This window comes from Hymenobacter sp. UV11 (assembly GCF_004684095.1).
GTDB lineage: Bacteria > Bacteroidota > Bacteroidia > Cytophagales > Hymenobacteraceae > Hymenobacter.
In genome coordinates, this window is record NZ_SRII01000008.1 from 310,948 (window position 1) to 328,862 (window position 17,915).

The window sequence follows — 17,915 nt, forward strand, 5'->3', positions numbered from 1 at the left end:
CGGCGCGGTAAGCTCCGGCCGGGCGGCCTACTTTTGCCTCTATGTCCCGCAAGCTTTTGGCCCTGCTGGTGGCCGCGTTTTTTGTGCTTTCGCTGGCCACCTACGTTTACTACCGCCGCACGCTGGCCGCCGTGCCCATCGATGCCTATGCCCTGGTGCCCGACGATGCGGTGCTGGTGCTGGCCACCCACGACCACCCCGCCCTGGTGCAGCACTTGCAGGAGGCCGGCGTGTGGGACAACCTCACCGGCGTGCGCTACTACCAGCAGGTGGCCGGGCAGCTGGCCCTGGCCGATAGCCTCGACAACGGCGGCCGGCCCGTGGTAACCCCGGCGGGCGGCCGGCCCCGCGGCTTGCTGGGCCTGCTGGGTAAAAAGCTGGTGCTGACCTCGCTGCACCTCACCGGGCGGGGGCAGTTCGACCTGCTCTACCAGGTGCCGCTCGAAACCGTGCGCGAGTACCGCCAGGCGCGGGGCTTTCTCGAAACGCTGGCCCGCGACCCGCGCTACACCCTGAGCACCCGCACCTACGAGGGCTACGAGCTGGATGAGCTAACCGCCCGCACCGGCGGCCGCCTCACGGTGCTCAACTACCGCAATCATTTACTGTTCAGCACCAATGCCGTGCTGGTGGAAGCCGTGGTGCACCGCCTGGGCCACCTCGACGCGCCTACCGTGCACGCCGGCTTCGGGGCCACCGACCTGCTGCGCCTGCCCGACGTAGACGCCACCGTGCTGGTGAATTTCCGGCGGGTGCCGGCCCTGCTCGACGTGCTCTTTCAGCCCGGCACCCACGCCCAACTCGACCAGGTGCTGGCCCTGGCGCACGACGGCCTGGTGGGCCTCAAGTTCAGCCCCGGCCAGCTGGCCCTCAGCGGCTTTGCCAACCCCGAAACCGCCGCCAACTCGTGGCAGCAGTACTTGCGCGGCCAGCCCGCCCAGGCGCTGCGCCCCTTAGCCGATGTGCTGCCCCTGCACGCGGCGCTGGTGCTGGCCGTGGCCGGCCAGCTGCCGCCTACCCCCCCGCCGGCCGCCGACTCGGCCGCCCGGCGCCCCGCCAGCTACGGCCCGGCCCTCGACAGCCTGCGCGCCAGCCTGGTGCCGGGCGCGGCGCTGGTGTACCTCACCACGCCCGCGCCCGGCGTGGTGCCGGCTCAGGTGCTGGTGGCGCGCTGCCGTAGCGTGGCCGCCACCGGCCGCTGGCTGGCCCGGCTGCGGCGGCTGGGCGGGTCGTCGCCGGCGTTTAGTAGGGTAGGGAGCTACGAAGTGCAGGCGGCGGGCTTTGAGGCGGCGCCGCTGCTGGGGCCGCTAGCAGCGGGTGTATCGGTGGCTGGCGGCCCGGCGCTGTGTACGGCGCTGGTAGGCAATTACCTGATAATAAGCGATGCCATCAGCCTGAAGCGCTACCTGGGCGAGGTGGCCGCCGGGCAGGTGTGGAGCAGTTCGGCCGCCCAGGTGGCGCTGTTGCAGCAAACCCTGCCCCAGGCGCGCCTCACGGTGCTGGCCGACGTGCGCCAGGGCTGGAACGCGCTGCTCGGCTACCTGGCCGAAGACCGCCGCGCCGGCCTGCTGCGCAATGAAAGTATGCTTCGGCACTTCCCGCAGGTGGCCTGGCAGCTCCTACCCCCCGATTTAGCTGCCGAGGAGGGCAAGCCCGGCAGCCAGTACTTTGCCCAGCTGCTGCTGCGCCGCCCCGGCCAGGGCCCGTCCATCGACTCGGCCGCGGCCAGCGGGGCGGGCACCCGCTTCCGCACGGCGCTGGTGGGCCGGCCCCTGCTGCTGCCGGCCCTGGCCAACGCCGTCGAGGGCAGCGCCACGGGCCCGGTGGTGATTACCGACTCGCTGGGTGTGCTGCACCTGCTGCCCACCGGCCCCGCCGCCCAGCCCTGGGCCGATAGCCTGCCCGGCCCCGTGGTGGGCCTGGGTCCGCGCCTGGCGCGCGGCCGCCTGCTGCTGGCTACGGCGCATAACATTCACTGGCTCAACCCCGCCGACGGCCAGCAGGCGCCTGGCTTCCCCCTCAACCTGCCCGATTCGGTCACGGTGGCCTACGTGGCGGCCGGTACCTCGCCCCGCCTGGTGGTGGCCACCGCCCACCAGGATTTATTGCTTTTCGATACCAACGGCCGCCGCTACCCTGGCTGGCCCCGCCACCTGGAAGCCCCCCTTGCTGGCCCGCCCGTGCTGCTGACCGTGGGCGGCCGCGATGTGGTGGTGGCTGCCCTGCGCAACGGCTACGTCTACGCCTTCGACCAGGCCGGCGGGCGCTACCCCGGCTTCCCGGTGAGCGCCGGCGCTCACCTCGATGGGCCCCTGCTAGCCACGGCCGGCCCCACGCTGGCCCGCAGCGTGCTGCGCCTCGTGAACCAGCACGGCGAATTAGTAACCCTTACGCTTAGCGGCGACATCACGGCCCGGCGCCGGGTGGCTACCTGGAGCCGCACGGCCACCTTCCGGCTCGTGCCGGAGGCGGGGGGTAGGGCGGGCTCTTTCGTGGTGGTGCGCCAGGACGGCGGCCAGCTCGACGTGTTCAGTCCCGGCAGCGTGGCCCCGCTGCTGAGCCGGCAGTTTGTGACCTCGGGCGAGAAGCCCGTGCAGTGGTTTGACTTTGGCGTGACGCACCAGGTGCTGGCCCTCACCGAGCCGCTGCCGGGCCAAGTGTGGCTCTTCGACGGCCAGGGCCGGCCGCTGGGCGCTGGCGGCCCTACCCCAGCGTTGGCGGCCTGGCCCAGTACCGGCACCGGCGTGGGCCTGCGCTACGACGCCGCCCGCCAGCGCTACCAGCTGCTGCGCCTGGTGCGCCGCGAGCTACGGAGAGATGAGGTGCGGACGGAGTAGGGGGCCAGTGAGGTGCCCCGTCAGAACGAGAGGCCGTGCGTTCTTGTAGGTTAACTATCGCCCTGCGCCCCATCATGTCCATACCCACTACCCCCGCCGAGCAGGTCGCCTACGCCGAGCTGCAAGCCTGGCAACAGCAGATGCAGCGGCTGCCCACGCGGCTCGATAAGTTTACCCGGCGCGTGCAGCTGCGGCTAAACGACCTGTTGCCCGAGCGGCTGCACCAGGCCGTGACGGCCACCATCAAGCAGCTGGTGCGGGGCGTGCTGTTTGGCTCGACGCACACCACGCGCCGGCCCCTGGAAGCCCCCACGCTGGCCGCCCGCGAGGCCGCCGTGCGCGACCACCTGCGCGACTACCGCCTCCTGGCTACCGCCGAAGGCGCCGTGACGGGCGCGGGCGGCTTCCTGCTCGGGCTGGCCGATTTCCCGCTGCTGCTGGGCCTCAAGCTTAAATTGCTGTTCGACGTGGCGGCGTGCTACGGCTACGACGTGCGCGATTATTCCGAGCGGCTGTATCTGCTGCATATCTTCCAATTGGCCTTCAGCAGCCAACATACCCGCAACGAAACGTACTACCGTCTGGCCCACTGGGAGGAGTATCGCCAAACCCTGCCCGCCGAGGCGGCCGACTTCGATTGGCGCACCTTCCAGCAGGAATACCGCGACTACATCGACCTGGCCAAGATGGCGCAGCTGGTGCCCGTTATTGGGGCGGCCGTAGGCGCGGTGGCCAACTACCGCCTGCTGCAGCAGCTGGGTACCACGGCCATGAACTGCTACCGGCTGCGCTACTTCGCCGCCCCGCCGCAAGTGGCCCTACCCCCGGACGAGCAGCCCGAGTTGACCGCTTAAAGGGATTGGTACGCCGGTTTTAGGGCGAATGCGCACGTTTCATAAATCAGCTTTTAGTGCGGTTGTGGGGTCAGTGTATAGGCCGGGCAGTAGCGCGAACTTTGTAGTTCGCGTCCCCGCGCCGTTAAAGCCAACCAAACGGCGCGGAGACGCGAACTACAAAGTTCGCGCTACTATCCACTGACTCTTGAAGCCAATTACTTGCTGGCATACAGCGCTTTGAGCGCCGCTCGCAGCGTGGAATACTCAAAGGCGAAGCCCTGCGCCAGCGCTTTGGCCGCGCTCACCCGCGTGCTGTCCAGCACGATGCTGCTTTGCTCGCCCAGCAGCAGCCGGAGCGCAAAGGCGGGTATGCGCGGCAGCAGGAGCGGGCGGTGCAGCACAGCGGCCAGCACTTCGGTAAAAGCCTGGTTGGTAGCGGGGTAGGGAGCCACGGCATTGGTCGGCCCCTGCCACTTGGCCTCGGTCAGCATGGCGATGAGCAGGCGGCACAGGTCGTCGATATGAATCCAGGAGATGTACTGCCGGCCGCTGCCCAGGGCCGCGCCGAGGCCCAGCTTCGTGGGCGTGGCCATGGCGGGTAGGGCGCCACCGTGCGTGCTCAGCACCACCCCAATGCGGGGCAGCGCCAGTCGGATGCCCAGCGCGGCAATGGGCGCCGCGGCCGCCTCCCACTGCCGCGTGAGGCTCGCCAGAAACGACGCGGCCGGCCGGGTTTCTTCCGTCGCGAGCTGCTCGCCGGTGTCGCCGTAGAGGCCAATGGCTGAGGCCGATACCACTACCCCCACGTGGTGGCCCGGCTGGGCCAGCTCGCGGTGCAGCAGGTTCAGGCTGGTGAGGCGGCTGTCGCGCAGTTCGCGCTTGCGGGCGTCCGTCCAGCGGCCCTCGCCCACGTTGGCGCCGGCCAGGTTCACGATGCTGTCGGCCCAGGGCACGGCGGCCGGGTCGATGGTGCCGGCTTCGGTATCCCAGCCAAAGATGGGGTAGGGGCCACCCTGTTTCGGCGAGCGGCTGAGCAGGGCTACGTGGTGGCCAGCGGCCGTGAGTAATTCGGCCAGGCGGGTGCCAATCAGGCCCGTGCCGCCAGTAATGAGAATATTCATGCTAGAAAAGGCAAAAGGCAGCCGGGGCGCTGCCGCTACTTCAGCTTAACGAAGAAATGGGCAGGTTGGGCGCGAATGGGCTGTGGAAGCCACAGTGAATTTCACCCAAAAACCTACTGGCCCGCCCCAGGCGCTCGCAGCTCCAGCACCTGCGTCACGCTGCGCGGAATATCAGCCGCGTAGTGGCTCACGTAGATGAGCGCCACCGGGCTCACGGCGCAGATGGCCTCCAGCACGGCCCGGAAGTAGGGCTGCTGCGCGGCATCGAGACCCTGGCCGGGCTCGTCGAGCAGCAAGAGCGGCGGGTTTTTGACCAATGCGCGGGCCACCAGGCACAGACGCTGCACGCTGGCCGGGGCCTGGCGCAGCGGCCGGGCCGCGTGCTCGGCCAGGTGCAGCACCGCCAGCCACTGCCGGGCGTTGGCTAGTTGGGTGGGGGTAGGGCGGCCCGGCCCCAGCGTATCGGCAAAGCCCGAGGCTACTACTTGCAGGCAGGTGGGCTGGCCGGGGAAATATTGCAGCAGCTCGGGCGACACGTAGCCGATGCGCCGCTTGATATCCCAGATGCTCTCGCCCGTGCCCCGGCGCCGGTCGAAGAGCGTGATGCGCTGCCCGTACGCCTGCGGGTTGTCGCCATTCAACAAGCTCAGTACCGTAGACTTACCCGCCCCATTCGGCCCGAGCAGTGCCCAGCGCTCGCCGGGCTTGGTTTCCCAATTCAGGTTATCCAGAATGAGCCGCTCGCCGTAGCGCACGGTTACGTTTTCGAGCTTCACCAGGGTGGTAAACTCAGGCGGCGCGGCTGGCCACAGTGCCCGCAGCGCGGCTTCGTCGGGCAGCGGGGGGGTAGGGGCCGTAGCGTGCACGTGCTCGGCTGCGGGCACTAGCTGCGTTATTTTTCCTTCCTTCAATACCGCCACGTGCGTAGCGATGGCCGGAATCTCGGCCGGGCTCGTGGCCAGCACCACCGTGCAGCCGGTGGCCGCCACCTCGGCCAGCAGCGCGTCAAAATCGGCCCGACTGGCCACATCGAGGCCCGCCAGCGGGTTATCAAGCAGCAGCAGCAATGGATTGCGCAGCAGAGCCTTGGCCAGGCGCAGGCGCTTGGTTTCGCCGTTGGAAAGCTGAATGAGCGGCTGCTCTTGTAAATGCTCCAGGCGCAGGCGGGCCACCACGCGGGCGTAGGTCCAGGCCGCGCCGGACGCGGGCGGCGAGCCGGCGGTGAGGTACTCGCGCACGGTGGGCACTTCCTCGGCGGCCGTGGCTTCGTAGCGCTGCTGGTAATAGAGGTCGCTACCCCCCGGCCGCGCCTTAAAGGGCGCCCGCAAGCCCACCAGGCTCACCACCTGCCGCCAGCTGGCCAGTGGGTCGGCGGGGCCGCGCTGGCGGGCGGCGGCCTCCAGGCCAGGGTGCGTGGCCGCGCCGCCCGTGAGCAGCAGTTGGCCCGCCAGTGCGGCCAGTAGGGCGCTTTTGCCCGCGCCGCTGGGGCCCACCAGGGCCAGGTGCTGGCCGGCGTCCAGGCGCAGGCTGAGGTGTTGAAAAAGAATGCGGTCGAGGTGGCGCACGGTCACGTGCTCGAAGCTAACGAGGGGTAGGGGCATAAGAAAACGAGGTGCGCGGGCCGCCACATGCAGCGCGTGGCACGGTTGAGGCGCGCGCCTGACTGCTATATTAGGCCCGCGCCGCGCTATTTCCCCGGTGCTATGGGCTGAGTATGCACAAGTGGGTGGTCCTTATTGGTGCGGCTAGCTGGCCCGTTGGGCTGCTTGCCCAAAGCGCGCCGGCTGGCCCAGAGCCCGCCCGCCCGGCGGTAAGCTGGGGTGGCCGGGGTGGGCTAAACTATTCCAACACAGACTTCAATGCTGGCAGCCCGCCGCCGCCAGCTCCCATTGCCACCACTTGGCAGCCGGGGTTTCTGGCGGGTTTTTGGGTAAGTATTGCGCTGCCTCATCGCCTGCTGGTGCGGCAAGAGTACGTGTTTGAGCAGCTGAGTGGCGAGCTGGCAGGAGGCCCGCACTATACGCTGCGCTACCTCTCGCTGCCGCTGCTGCTGGGCTACCATTGGGGCCCTAAAGTCGAGCTGCTGCTGGGGCCCCGGTTCGACCTGCTCATTCAGGCGCAGCAAAAGGTCGGCGGCCAGACCACCGACATTACCCACGACACTGAGGAGCGCAGCGTGGGCGCCACGGCCGGCCTCGACGTAGCGCTGGGCCGTCACCTAGGGCTGGGAGTTCGCTACTTGCAGGGGTTCAACCACATTGGCATCGGGCAGCGCTCGGCGGTGCAGGAATTTAAGTTTCAATCGGTGCAGCTCGCGGCCAATGTTCGCTTTTAGCGCGCCGAGTTACCTTGTATGTTAGCCGCCGCAATGTCTACGCTATATCCCGCCGCACCTTATTCGCTAGGCCTCGTGGTAGGCAAATTCTGGCCGCCGCACCGGGGCCACCAACTGCTGCTCGAAACCGCCGCCGCCCAGGTGGCCGAGCTGCTGGTGCTCGTGTACGCGAGCCCCGACGATACCCGGCACCCGGCTCCGGCGCGCGCCGCCTGGCTGCGTGAGCTCTACCGCAGCGACGACTTCGCCCAGGGCCCGCGCGTGGGCCCTACCCCCCTGCGCATCGTGGCCCTCACCGCCGAGGCCGATGGCATACCGCCCAACGCGGCCGACGACCACACGCACCGCGAGTTTGTGCGCCAGTGGCTGGCCCAGCAGGGCTACTGCATCGACGTGGTTTTCAGCAGCGAAGCCTATGGGCGCGGCTTTGCCAAGCACCTGGGAGTCGCCCATGTGCTGGTTGATGAGCCGCGCCAGCGCGTGCCCATCAGCGGTACCCGGCTGCGTGCCGCCCTGGCCAAAAACTCCCCCTTCGCCACCGACCCGCTGGCCCTGGTTCATCCGTTCATCGCCGCGCAGTATGGCGCAGTGCCGCCTACCCCCGTGCCGCGCCTCGTGCTGCTGGGTGCCGAAAGCAGCGGCAAAACCACCCTCTGCCAGGCGCTGGCCGAGGCCCTGAACACCGAGTGGGTACCCGAATACGGCCGCACCCTGCACGAGCAAAAAAACGGCGCCCTCGACTACGAAGACCTACTCTATATCGGCCGCCGCCAGCTCGAACTGGAAGATGCCGCCACGCCCCAGGCCTGCGGCTGGCTCGTCTGCGATACCAACGCGGCTACCACGGCGCTCTATTCCTACTACTATTTTCACCGCTGCGACCCCGCCTTGCAGACCCTGGCGCGGGTGTGCGCCCAGCGCTACGCCCGCACCTTCGTGTGCCTGCCCACCGTGCCCTTCGCCGACGATGGCTGGCGCGGCCCCGAGGCCCTGCGCCAGTTTCAGCACGGCGCCATCCTGATGCAGCTGGAGATGTTGGGGATTCCCTATACTCTGCTCGATGGCTCGGTGGAGGAGCGCGTGGCGCAGGTGCGGGCGGTGCTGGGGTAGTGTTAAATTCAATCTCTTTGAGGAAAACAGAATGGCAATTGACAAGCACAATTTTTGGGACTCCAATTTCTATAAACACCCAGCTTTGACAACCGACGCAGTTAATGAGGCAGAAAAATTGCTAGGTGTTCGACTCCCTTCTGAATTTATAGAGCTTTTAAATGTGCAGAATGGAGGATATACCAAGGGCTTTGCTTATCCTACGACGCAGCCGACATCATGGGCTGAGGACCATGTTTCATTATCAGAATTATTCGGTATTGTGGCCGAATCATTCGATACAGCTCAGAGCATTCTCTTAACAGCTTACATGACAGAAGAATGGGGGCTTCCTGAAAAGCAGGTCTTACTCTGTGGTGACGGACACTGGTGGATTACGTTAGACTACAGGAAAGGAGAGGTCCCTACCGTTTCCTGGATTGACACCGAGGTGGAACAGGATATACATATTGCGGACAGTTTTGCTGCGTTTCTTAATGGCCTTGTGTCAGATGATGCATTTGCAGAATAGTTGTAAGTTTTAATAAAAGCTGTCATGCTGAACGCAGTGAAGCATCTCTACCGCACCGTTGGACGAATCTAAACGGTGCGGTAGAGATGCTTCACTACGTTCAGCATGACAAGCGAACGGATTATGCGTGCCTAAAACGCCCCCAAACTCGCCACGTAATCCTTGCTCCCATCAATGACCCAGGCATCCAGCTGCGCGGGGTCTTTCATTTGCTGGCCGCGGGGGCGGGGTACCACGAGGTAGCCGCAGGGCACGTCGGGCAGGGCCGACATATCGCTCCAGAGCTTCTCGATTTGGGCCACGGGGTAGATGTCTTCCTGGCCGTGGCCCCAGCGGTACTTCACCTCCTTGATGGTGACGTAGGTGGGAATACGCTGGGCCACGCTGCGCACGGCGCGGGCCAGGCGGGTGTCGTCGGCAGTGAGGAGCTCGGCGCGAGTGAGGCCGAAGAGGGCCAGCAGCGGGTCGATTTGCACCCAGGTGGTCATGGTGTTGTAGTAGCTCAGGCCGAGCTCGTCTTCTTCGCGGGGCTGGGCCAGGCCTTCGAGCAGGCGCAGCTGGCCGTTTACGCGGGCCAGTCCGCCGCCGCGGTCCTCGATGCGGCGGGCCACTACCTCGAAGGTCAGCACATTGCGGGAGGCCAAGTGGTAGCCCAGGGCGGCCGCGTCGAGGTCGGCGCCGAGGGTGTCAATGTTGTGCAGCATCAGGGTTTCGACCTGCGGCTGCTCGCGCAGCAGGCGGGCCAGGGTGCCGTTGCGCAGCAGGTTCGACACCTCGTACCAATGTCCGAGCGGTGAGAAGCGCTGGGCTGCGATATTATCTACGTAGTCAGTGCCTTCGCCCTTGGTGGTAGCCCAGCCTATCATGGTATTGCGCACGGCATCGCGCACTTTCTGCTTGTTTTCGTCGAGCGTTTCCTGGGGCATTTCTTCCCACAGAAAACGCAGGTCGCGGGCCATCGGTACGAAGCGCTGGCCGATGGAGCGGCCCTCCGAGAGGTACACCGGCCCCGGGTAGCCGCAGTTGCCGGTCTGGGCCAGGTGCGCCTGAATGGGCGCGTGCGTGAGGTAGCTCGTGGCCACCAGGTGCGGAATCATGGCGCCGTAGCGCTCTGCCGTGCGGCGGGTTTTGGCCAGGTGAATTTCGAGGAAGCTGCGCATTTTGCCCTCGATTTCCACAAACGGATTCAGGGCCTTGATAACGCCCGCGCCCTTGGTCCAGCGGCTGCCTACCCCCGCCGCCAGGCTTAGCACGCCCACTTTGCCGGCGCGCAGGGCGGCCTCGCCGGCCTGCGCGTGCTCGCCCTGCTCGGTCAGCTGGGCGGCATCGCCGGGCAGCACGTCGGCGATGGTAGTTTCGAGCGGCAACTGGTTGCGCGAGAGGCCAATGCGGCCCTTCTGCAAGTCGGCCCGAATGTCTTCGTGCTGAATGTAGTCGAAGCCGTTTTCCTGCTTGATGCGCTCAGCCTTGTCGTTTTCGACGCTGCGGTTGCCCTGCGCGCCGGGGTCCGACACCTGAAACAAGTTGCTGACAATGGTGCGCAGCAGGGGGTAGGCCAGGTTGTTTTGCTCGCAGTGGGTGGTGAAAAAATCGACCTCCGCCCGCCGGATGTACGAGATGGTTTCGGGCTCTTGCTTAACGAGTTGCGAGACGTGGATGGCGTAGTACTGCTCGGGCATCAGGGCCTCGGCGCCTTCGTGCAGCGTCGACCAGCTACCCTGGTAGTTGATGTCCCAGTTATACACCACCGGCTCCATGGCGAAGGGTAGGGCGGCCGATAATTCCTGCTTGGTCGAGCGCAGCAGCTCTAGCACGCGCTGTTTGTATTCTTCGTTGCGCTCGGGGTTGATAAACATGCCCATGCCGCCGCCCGACATGCCGCCCAGCATCAGGAAGCCGTAGTAATCGGCCCCGAACTGCTGCTTGGCGCGGGCAATAATCTCCTCCGTAAAGTAGGTCGAGGCCCAGGGAATAATCGTCTTAATCGGGTACTCCCAGTTGCGGGCGGTGTTGGCGGCCAGCTTGGGCACGTCGCCGTCTTTTAGCGCCCCTAAGATGTTGTCAAACACCTGGTTGGTGAACTGCCGGGCGGCCCATTCCTTCTCGCCGCGCAGCAGGTATTTCTCGCTCACCATCTCCAGGATGGGGCCGACATTAGACGCCATGCCGCCGTGAAACAGCACGAGCGAGTTGCGGATACGCTCGCCCATTTCGGGGTGAATGTCGTCGCCGTTCAGCACGCGGTGGCGGGGTAGCAGCGTGCCGCGGCTGATGCCAAACTCGGGGTCGCCGGCCTGGGCAAACGTGCCCTGAATGGCCTTGATGCCCGGCCACACGCCGCCCGAATCTTGCCAACCGCCGCCCGAGCCGCCAATCCACTCGCCCAGAATGGCCCGCGAGGCCACCAGCCGGCGCTCGTTTTCGTCGAGGCCGCCGGTGAGGTTTTTGGTTTGGCCGGTGGCGCGCATTAGCAGGCTGATAATGCAGCCCAACAGGTTAGTGGATACCGCGAAGCGCGAGCCCTTCGGAATGTCATTAACCTTGGTAACTAGCTCGATACCCATGCCCGGCGCCACGATGCGCGCCAGCAGATGGGGTAGGGACTGCGCCGTGCCCTCAAACGAGGGCGGGATGAGGCCCGAGGCAATGACGCCCGCTTTCACCAAGCTCAGGTAGTCGTTGCCGAAGTTGAACAAGTCGGCCAAATCGGTCACGTCCTTGGTCGTGTTCAGGTCGATGCTCGTGAGGCGCAGCACCGGCTCGGGGATGACGCGCACGTAGGCGTGCAGCGGCGGCCGAATGTCTTTGTCGCGCCCAAACATGCCCAGGTTTATTGACAAATTGACAACCCGCGCGCCCTCGGGGTAGTCCATACCCAGAAAGAAAATATCCGACCACCCGCTGTGCGTGAGGTCCATGCGCACGGCTGTGCTCTCATGCAGCACGGGGTAGAAAATCGAGCTTTCCTGCCGTTGCAACAAGGCTTTGTGGATGTGGATGGGATGCTCGTCCTGGTGCCCCACCCGGAACATCCACTGGTTGCCCTTGGTCGAGCGCACGCTCTTGCGCACCTGGTTGGCCAGGGTCTGGAAGGAGAGCTGGTGGTAGCTGTCGGCCAGCGCGCTGAAGAGCATGGCGTTGGGCCCGTGGGCGTCCAGCTCAGCCAAAAACGTGCTGATGGCCTGCTCGAAGCGCCGCGCCAGCAGGTCCTCGAAGCCCGCGTAGGGAATCTTGCCCACGGCTGGCGTGGCGGGCGCTTCCTGCAGGAAAAACCGGAACCCCGCGTATAGGAACAGAATCGCCCGCACCTTGTCGTAGAGGCTGGGCGTGGCCTTGCGAAAGTCGTCCAGCTCACGCAGGCTCTTCAGCAAGTCCTTAGCCGACAAGTGCTTGGCCAGCTCGTAAAACGACCGGTCCCGCTTGGCGGGGTCGGTCGAGGTTATCGTCTCAATGAGGATATTCATGGGGGGTAGGGCCTTCCGCGCACCTCAGCGAGAACCACTGCGTACCTCTGCGGTAAATACGCCAGGGAAGTTACCGCAGAGGTACGCAGTGGTTCTCGCTGAGGTGCGCTGAGGTTTTTAGCGGCCGTTGGCTTCGGCTAAGAGTTCGACCATGGTGCTGAGCGTGGCGGCGCGGGCCTCGCCGGCGAGGCCCAGGGCGAGCTGCGCGCGCAGCAGGCCGTGGGGGCGGCTAAGGTCGTAGCGCGTGCCCTGCACTTCGAGGGCCAGGTATTTTTCGGTTTCGGCCAGTTCCTGCAGGGCGGGCGTCAGTAGTAGGTTGCCGTTGCTGGTGGCTTCGTGGCGCGCCAGAATATCAAAAATGCTCGGCGTGAGCACGTGCATTCCGAAGAAGCACAAGTAGTAGCCCGCGCGCAGGCCGGGCGTGGGCAGCTCTAGCTCGGCGGTGCTGAGCGAGGGCTTTTCAATGATTTTCTCAATCTCGTACACGCCCGCCTGCCCGGCCACGAGCCGGCCAGTGAGGGTGCCGTAGCGCCCAATCTGGTGCTCGATAGTGGGGTTGACGGCCGACACCGCGCAGTTTTCCTGCGTGGCCAGCGCCAGCAGCTGGGCCGCGCAGCGCTGCCCCGGCTGGGCCGACACGTAGAGGTAGTCGCCGAGCAAGAGCAAAAACGGCTCGCCTTGCACAAAATCGCGGGCGCAGGCCACGGCGTGGCCGTAGCCCAGCGGCTCGGCCTGCTCGGCAAAATGCAGCCGGCTCAGCAGGAAGTCGATTTTGTCGGCCTGCTGGGTGGCCCAGTCGCTGCCCTGGTACGACTTCACCAGGTTATCGCGCAGCGAGGCAAAAGCGCTGAGGTAGCGCGCGCCATCGCCGGGGGCGCAGACTACGCACAACTCCTCAATACCACTGCTAAAGGCCTCTTCGGCAATAATTTGAATAACTGGTTTGTGCAAGCCGTCGAGGTCTACGACCGGCAGCATGGCTTTCTGAATGGTATCGGCTACGGGGTAGAGCCGCTCGCCACGGGCGGCCGCCGTGATAACAGCTTTTCTGATTTTCATATCGGGCTTCGAGAGGAAGGAGGCGGCAAGATACGCTAGCCCTTTAGCAAGGCAGTGCGAAATTGCTATGTCCTTGGCGCGCTCGGGAAATATAAAACTTCCCACTACACCCAGCCCGGACTACGTTGCGCCAAGAGCGCCTGCCTGGGCCAAGGTGCGGCCCTACCCCCCAAACTCCAGCACGAACGCCGTCCCCTTCCCCACCTCCGATTCGGCCCGCAGCGTGGCCTTGTGAAAGGCGGCGATGGTTTGGGCGATGGGTAGGCCCAGGCCGTAGCCCTCGGGTGCCTTGGGGCCGGTGGCGTGGAAGCGCCGAAAGCGGTCGAAGAGCAGCGGCAGGTTTTCGGCGGCGATGCCGGGGCCCTCGTCTTCTACCCGCAGCTGGTAGCCGCCGGTGGGGGTAGGGCGGCCCAATACCCGAATTTGCCCGCCCTCGTGGTTGTATTTGATGGCGTTGCTCAGCAGGTTGCGCAGTAGCGTATGTAGCAGCGTGGCATTGGCGCGGGGGGCCACGTAGTCGGGCTGGAGGTCGATGTGCAGGTCGATTTCGCGCTGCTGGCGTCGGTCGTCGAGCTCCTCGGCCACGTCGTGCACGGTTTGGGTGAGGCTCACGCTAGCGTCGCGCAGGTACTGCTCGTTTTCGATGTTGGCGATGAGCAGCAGCGTGCGCACCGTGTTGCGCAGGCGGTAGAGCGTGCGCTGGCTCTCCACTATCTGCTGGGCGTGGGGCTCGGGCAGGGTAGGGTCTTGCAGCATGTTTTCGAAGCGCGACTGCAAGATGCTGGTGGGCGTGAGCAGCTCGTGGCTCACGTTGCTCATAAACTCGCGCTCCTTCTCAAACGACATTTGCAGCTGCCGCATCAGGGCGGAGAGCGAGTCGTCGAGCCGCCGGAAGTCGGTAGTATCCGTATCGAGCCGCTGAAACGAAAACTCGCCCGGCTGCCGGATGCCCCGCAGCTTGCGCGAAATCAATTCGCGCAGCGGCCCCAGCAGGTAGTGCGCAAAGGCCGCGTCGGTAAAAACGGTGATGAGCGCGCCCGCCACCAGCACCCACAGCGCCAGCCGCCGCAGCGTGTCGGTGAGCAGCTCCACGGTGGCCAGCGACGAGCCGATTTCGAGGCGGTAGCGGCGCGGGCCCGCCCCGCTGGCGGGCGTTGCGGTTGGGGCCATGCCCAGCGGGGCCACGTAGCTCAGAATGCGGAAATCTTCCACCTGCTGGTCTACCTGCCGGGGCTCCTCAAAAATGCGCTCGGTAGGCGGCCCGGCCTGCCCGGTGGGGTAGACCGGCAGTGGCGTGATGGTAATATATTCCTGTTTTAGAATATTATAGTCGGCGTAGCTCTCACTTTGTTCGGCGCGCAGAAACTTGGCCAGCCCGTCGCGCTTGATGAGGTGTAGCAGCTCCATCTTCTTGTCGCGCAGGCGTTGGTCGGTGTGCACCACGGCCACACGCTGCACCACGGGCGGAATCAGCAGCGCCCCCAGCAGCACCAGCAGCAGCTTCGAAAGGCCATTAAAGAGGCCCAGCTTGGTTTCTAATCTCATAAAATTCTAAGGATTGCTGGTTTGTCATTGCGAGCGCAACGAAGTGGAGCGCGGCAATCGCCCCAGAACGACTCTTTCGGGTATCGTTCTGGGGCGATTGCCGCGCTCCACTTCGTTGCGCTCGCAATGACAAAACTTCCTGCTGGCAAACTAATGCACCAAAGCTACACCGCCCGGTAGCCGATGCCGCGCACCGTCTCAATAAAGTCGGCCGAGCCGAACTGCGCCAGCTTTTTGCGCACGTTTTTGATGTGCACGTCGATGTAGTTCGAGTCGGAATCGTCTTCCAGCACGTTGCCCCATAGGTGCTCGCCCAGCTGCAGGCGCGTGAGCACCCGGCCGCGGTGCAGCAGCAGGTAGTGCAGCAGGTCAAACTCTTTCTTGGTGAGCGGCACCTCGGGGCCGGGCACCTCGGGCGTGCTGCCGTAGCGCACGGTGCGGGCCGTGGCATCCATCACGAAGCCGTCGCCAAAGGTGATTTCGGGCCGCTTCAGGCCAAACTTGCGGCGCGTGATGGCCTGCATCCGGCTGGTGAGTTCCAGCAGCGAGAAGGGCTTGGGCAGGTAGTCGTCGGCCCCAAGGTCGAGGCCCTTGATGCGGTCGTCGAGGGCGCCGCGGGCGGTCAGGATAATAAACGACGCTTCCTGCTTTTCGCTCTGGCGGGCGGCGTGCAGCAGGTCGAGGCCGTCGCCGCCGGGCAGGCCCAGGTCGAGCAGCACAAAGTCATAGGAGTTCACAAACAGCTTCTCCGACGCCTCGGCGTAGGTGTGAGCCGAATCGACCAGGTACTGCGCCTGGCTTAGGAACTGGCGCACCTCCTGGTGGAGGCTTTTTTCGTCTTCAACGAGCAAAACGTGCATGGAGCGGGAAGGGGTGAAGGAGGAATGATGATACAACATTCGCGCAGTTGCCGTTAAATGAAGATGAAGATTGGCTGTCGATTTGATGAAGATAGAAATAAATGCGCCAGCTCGTCTGCAGCTGCTGGGTGGGGGGTAGGGCAGGCAGCGTAGTAAGGAAGTATCGCGGTCCGTCAGAGGCTATAAAAAACTTTAGTGCCAGGCCCGTTTTTTTCGCTGTTTTTTAGTTTGCGGCGCGCCGGGCTGGCTTTGGGGGCGGCCCGTTGGTTTCGCGGCTACCTTTGGCAAGTGCGCAGCGGAGTGGCGCGCGCCGCTCTTGCCCATGAAAACGACTTTCCTACCCCTACTTTTTAGTCTGCTGCTGGCGCTGGTAACTACCGGCCCCGCCGCTGCCCGGCCGCCCCGCACCACCATCTACCTGGTGCGCCACGCCGAGAAAGACCCCACCCCCGGCCTCACCGACCCGCCCCTGACGCCCGCCGGCGAGGCCCGCGCCCAACTGCTGGCCCAGCGCCTGGCGCGCCGCAAGCCCGCTGCCCTCTTCACTACCGACACGCGCCGCACCCGCACCACGCTGGCCCCGCTGGCCCAGGCCACCGGCCTCACGCCCGAGGTGTACAACGCCAAAGAGCCGGCCGCCCTGGCCACCCGCCTCAGCCACGATTTTGGGGGCAAAACGGTGGTCGTGGTGGGCCATTCCAACACGCTGCTCCCCCTACTGGCGGCGCTGGGCGCTGGCCCCTTACCAAGCGAAATTCGCGATGAGGAATACAACTATCTCTTCAAAGTAGACCTACGCCCCGGCAAGCCGGCTAAGCTAATAATGAGCCGCTACGGCGCGGCCCCGCATGTGGTGAGCACCAATAAGATGCGGTAGAGTAGGGCTGCTAACGCATACGTTTTGTGAGAGACAAGTGCCTTGTAAACTGGTTGAGGCAGTGGCCCGGTTGGGTTGCTGCCATCCTGATGGGGCTGGCTGACTGCCAGTCGAATACCACGACCAGCGCAGAAACGAAAGCGGCTGAAAAGCCAGCCGCGGCCGTGCCCGCGCCATCAGCCGCTACCGAGGGGGTAGGGCCGCCCTTTACCGGCTACCACCGCTACCGGGGCACCGTGGGCGGCCAGCCCGTGACGGTGGAGCTGACTGTGAGCCAGCCGCCGCTAACGCGCGACCAAGCGGCACACGCACTAGACTTCATCATGTGCGAAGGCAGCTACCACTACGACCGCCACTCGGCGGGCGGGCTGCTGCTGAGCGGTCCGGAGCCCTTCCGACCCAGCCAGCCGCTGTTGCTGGCGGAAACCGACCCCACGCATCGCCATCGGCCTACCGGACACTGGCAAGCTAGCCAGCCCCTCGGCCCCGTGCTTACGGGCACCTGGCGCAGCCCCGCCGGCCAAGCGCTGCCCTTCAATCTGCACGAAGACTACACCGACGGGCAGGGTCACGTAGTCGCGGTAAAGTACGAGATACTGCAAGAGAGCGAGGAAGAGCCCACCCCGGCGGAGCGCCAGCCAGGCGAAAGCAAGGCCGCCTACCGCGCCCGCACCGAAAACCTCACCAATAGCAGTAGCCAGGACTACCTGCACCTGCTGGGTCCCGACACGCTGCGCCCCGAATTGCGTCCCTTGCAGTGCCCCGGGCCCGCCGAGCGTCGTCGATTGCTGCGCGAAGACTTAGGCTACCCCGGTGGCAGTGAGGTGAGAAACGAGCTAACAATAGTTTACAACGACTACGGCCTGTTGTCGCTGACTACCTTTTATGAGGGCGATTATAAAGATGCTCCGCACCCTGAGCACGGTGCGGGCGCGACCACCTACGACTTGCGCACGGGCCGGGCGCTAACCATTGCCGAACTCATTCGCCCCGGCACCGATACCATCCTGAGCCGGCTTATTATTCAGCACTTGGCCAGCGATGAGCAAATAACGGCCGATGACCTCATGAGCATCGTGGCCACTGATACGATGCCTGTTCCGCTGCCCCAGCAGGGGCTAGGCGTAGTGGCCGAAGGATTATCATTTACTTATACCGGCTCCGAGATCAGGGCAAAAGCACCAAAAGGTAAGTTAGCGACCTTTGGGGATGGAAGAAGAAGTAGCGGATTTCTTTTGGCAGGTAACGGACTATCGGGTGGAGGGGCGCTGTCTACACGAGCTAAGCGATATTATTTGGCTGGTGCTGTGCGGCTTACTGGCTGATTGCGAAGATTTTGAGCAGATTTATGATTACGCCT

The 17,915-nt window shown here is 65.0% G+C and carries 13 protein-coding genes; 7 read left to right on the forward strand and 6 right to left on the reverse strand.

The window, feature by feature from the left end; translation table 11 throughout:
* The first annotated feature begins 41 nt into the window (after window positions 1-41).
* The gene (locus tag E4631_RS17315; RefSeq protein ID WP_133657301.1) at window positions 42-2,837 is read left to right on the forward strand and encodes a hypothetical protein; all 2,796 of its coding nucleotides are present in this window, start codon (window positions 42-44) and stop codon (window positions 2,835-2,837) included.
* A gap of 74 nt (window positions 2,838-2,911) precedes the next feature.
* On the forward strand, window positions 2,912-3,691 hold the full coding sequence (locus E4631_RS17320) for an EcsC family protein (RefSeq protein WP_133657300.1): 780 nt from the start codon (window positions 2,912-2,914) through the stop codon (window positions 3,689-3,691).
* A 197-nt stretch (window positions 3,692-3,888) separates the two neighbouring features.
* Here the strand turns inward: E4631_RS17320 and E4631_RS17325 are convergent, their stop codons facing one another.
* Both E4631_RS17325 and E4631_RS17330 read right to left on the reverse strand, forming a co-directional pair.
* On the reverse strand, window positions 3,889-4,794 hold the full coding sequence (locus E4631_RS17325; protein WP_133657299.1) for a TIGR01777 family oxidoreductase: 906 nt from the start codon (window positions 4,792-4,794) through the stop codon (window positions 3,889-3,891).
* A gap of 113 nt (window positions 4,795-4,907) precedes the next feature.
* The gene (locus tag E4631_RS17330) at window positions 4,908-6,395 is read right to left on the reverse strand and encodes an ATP-binding cassette domain-containing protein (protein ID WP_133657298.1); all 1,488 of its coding nucleotides are present in this window, start codon (window positions 6,393-6,395) and stop codon (window positions 4,908-4,910) included.
* 113 nt (window positions 6,396-6,508) lie between these two features.
* On the opposite strand from E4631_RS17330, the gene E4631_RS17335 reads away from it, so the two are divergent.
* The 3 genes from E4631_RS17335 to E4631_RS17345 are packed head-to-tail and all read left to right on the forward strand — an operon-like array spanning window position 6,509 to window position 8,750.
* Complete coding sequence (locus E4631_RS17335; protein WP_133657297.1) at window positions 6,509-7,129, forward strand: outer membrane beta-barrel protein; 621 nt, start codon at window positions 6,509-6,511, stop codon at window positions 7,127-7,129.
* A 33-nt stretch (window positions 7,130-7,162) separates the two neighbouring features.
* Window positions 7,163-8,239, forward strand: a complete 1,077-nt coding sequence (locus E4631_RS17340; protein WP_166648063.1) for an AAA family ATPase — start codon at window positions 7,163-7,165, stop codon at window positions 8,237-8,239.
* A 31-nt stretch (window positions 8,240-8,270) separates the two neighbouring features.
* Complete coding sequence (locus E4631_RS17345) at window positions 8,271-8,750, forward strand: SMI1/KNR4 family protein (protein WP_133657295.1); 480 nt, start codon at window positions 8,271-8,273, stop codon at window positions 8,748-8,750.
* Between the two features lie 131 nt (window positions 8,751-8,881).
* Here the strand turns inward: E4631_RS17345 and E4631_RS17350 are convergent, their stop codons facing one another.
* The 4 genes from E4631_RS17350 to E4631_RS17365 all read right to left on the reverse strand — a co-directional run bounded on the left by E4631_RS17350 (window position 8,882) and on the right by E4631_RS17365 (window position 15,678).
* Window positions 8,882-12,214 (reverse strand): UTP--glucose-1-phosphate uridylyltransferase, encoded by a 3,333-nt coding sequence (locus tag E4631_RS17350; RefSeq protein ID WP_133657294.1) that lies wholly within the window; start codon window positions 12,212-12,214, stop codon window positions 8,882-8,884.
* A 117-nt stretch (window positions 12,215-12,331) separates the two neighbouring features.
* Window positions 12,332-13,273: a UTP--glucose-1-phosphate uridylyltransferase gene (locus tag E4631_RS17355; RefSeq protein ID WP_133657293.1), complete on the reverse strand. Its 942-nt coding sequence runs from the start codon at window positions 13,271-13,273 to the stop codon at window positions 12,332-12,334.
* Window positions 13,274-13,435: 162 nt separating this feature from the next.
* On the reverse strand, window positions 13,436-14,818 hold the full coding sequence (locus E4631_RS17360; protein WP_133657292.1) for a HAMP domain-containing sensor histidine kinase: 1,383 nt from the start codon (window positions 14,816-14,818) through the stop codon (window positions 13,436-13,438).
* 164 nt (window positions 14,819-14,982) lie between these two features.
* On the reverse strand, window positions 14,983-15,678 hold the full coding sequence (locus E4631_RS17365; RefSeq protein ID WP_133658990.1) for a response regulator transcription factor: 696 nt from the start codon (window positions 15,676-15,678) through the stop codon (window positions 14,983-14,985).
* A 322-nt stretch (window positions 15,679-16,000) separates the two neighbouring features.
* Between E4631_RS17365 and E4631_RS17370 the strand changes: the two genes are divergently transcribed.
* Both E4631_RS17370 and E4631_RS27060 read left to right on the forward strand, forming a co-directional pair.
* Window positions 16,001-16,555: a histidine phosphatase family protein gene (locus E4631_RS17370; RefSeq protein ID WP_133658991.1), complete on the forward strand. Its 555-nt coding sequence runs from the start codon at window positions 16,001-16,003 to the stop codon at window positions 16,553-16,555.
* 1,209 nt (window positions 16,556-17,764) lie between these two features.
* A partial coding sequence (locus E4631_RS27060; RefSeq protein WP_135318615.1) for a transposase family protein occupies window positions 17,765-17,915 on the forward strand: 151 nt, incomplete at its 3' end.

Coding starts and splice junctions, on each gene's coding strand:
- E4631_RS17315 (WP_133657301.1), top strand. CDS start 42: ATGTCCCGCAAGCTTTTGGCCCTGCTGGTGGCCGCGTTTTTTGTGCTT.
- E4631_RS17320 (WP_133657300.1), top strand. CDS start 2,912: ATGTCCATACCCACTACCCCCGCCGAGCAGGTCGCCTACGCCGAGCTG.
- E4631_RS17325 (WP_133657299.1), bottom strand. CDS start 4,794: ATGAATATTCTCATTACTGGCGGCACGGGCCTGATTGGCACCCGCCTG.
- E4631_RS17330 (WP_133657298.1), bottom strand. CDS start 6,395: ATGCCCCTACCCCTCGTTAGCTTCGAGCACGTGACCGTGCGCCACCTC.
- E4631_RS17335 (WP_133657297.1), top strand. CDS start 6,509: ATGCACAAGTGGGTGGTCCTTATTGGTGCGGCTAGCTGGCCCGTTGGG.
- E4631_RS17340 (WP_166648063.1), top strand. CDS start 7,163: ATGTCTACGCTATATCCCGCCGCACCTTATTCGCTAGGCCTCGTGGTA.
- E4631_RS17345 (WP_133657295.1), top strand. CDS start 8,271: ATGGCAATTGACAAGCACAATTTTTGGGACTCCAATTTCTATAAACAC.
- E4631_RS17350 (WP_133657294.1), bottom strand. CDS start 12,214: ATGAATATCCTCATTGAGACGATAACCTCGACCGACCCCGCCAAGCGG.
- E4631_RS17355 (WP_133657293.1), bottom strand. CDS start 13,273: ATGAAAATCAGAAAAGCTGTTATCACGGCGGCCGCCCGTGGCGAGCGG.
- E4631_RS17360 (WP_133657292.1), bottom strand. CDS start 14,818: ATGAGATTAGAAACCAAGCTGGGCCTCTTTAATGGCCTTTCGAAGCTG.
- E4631_RS17365 (WP_133658990.1), bottom strand. CDS start 15,678: ATGCACGTTTTGCTCGTTGAAGACGAAAAAAGCCTCCACCAGGAGGTG.
- E4631_RS17370 (WP_133658991.1), top strand. CDS start 16,001: ATGAAAACGACTTTCCTACCCCTACTTTTTAGTCTGCTGCTGGCGCTG.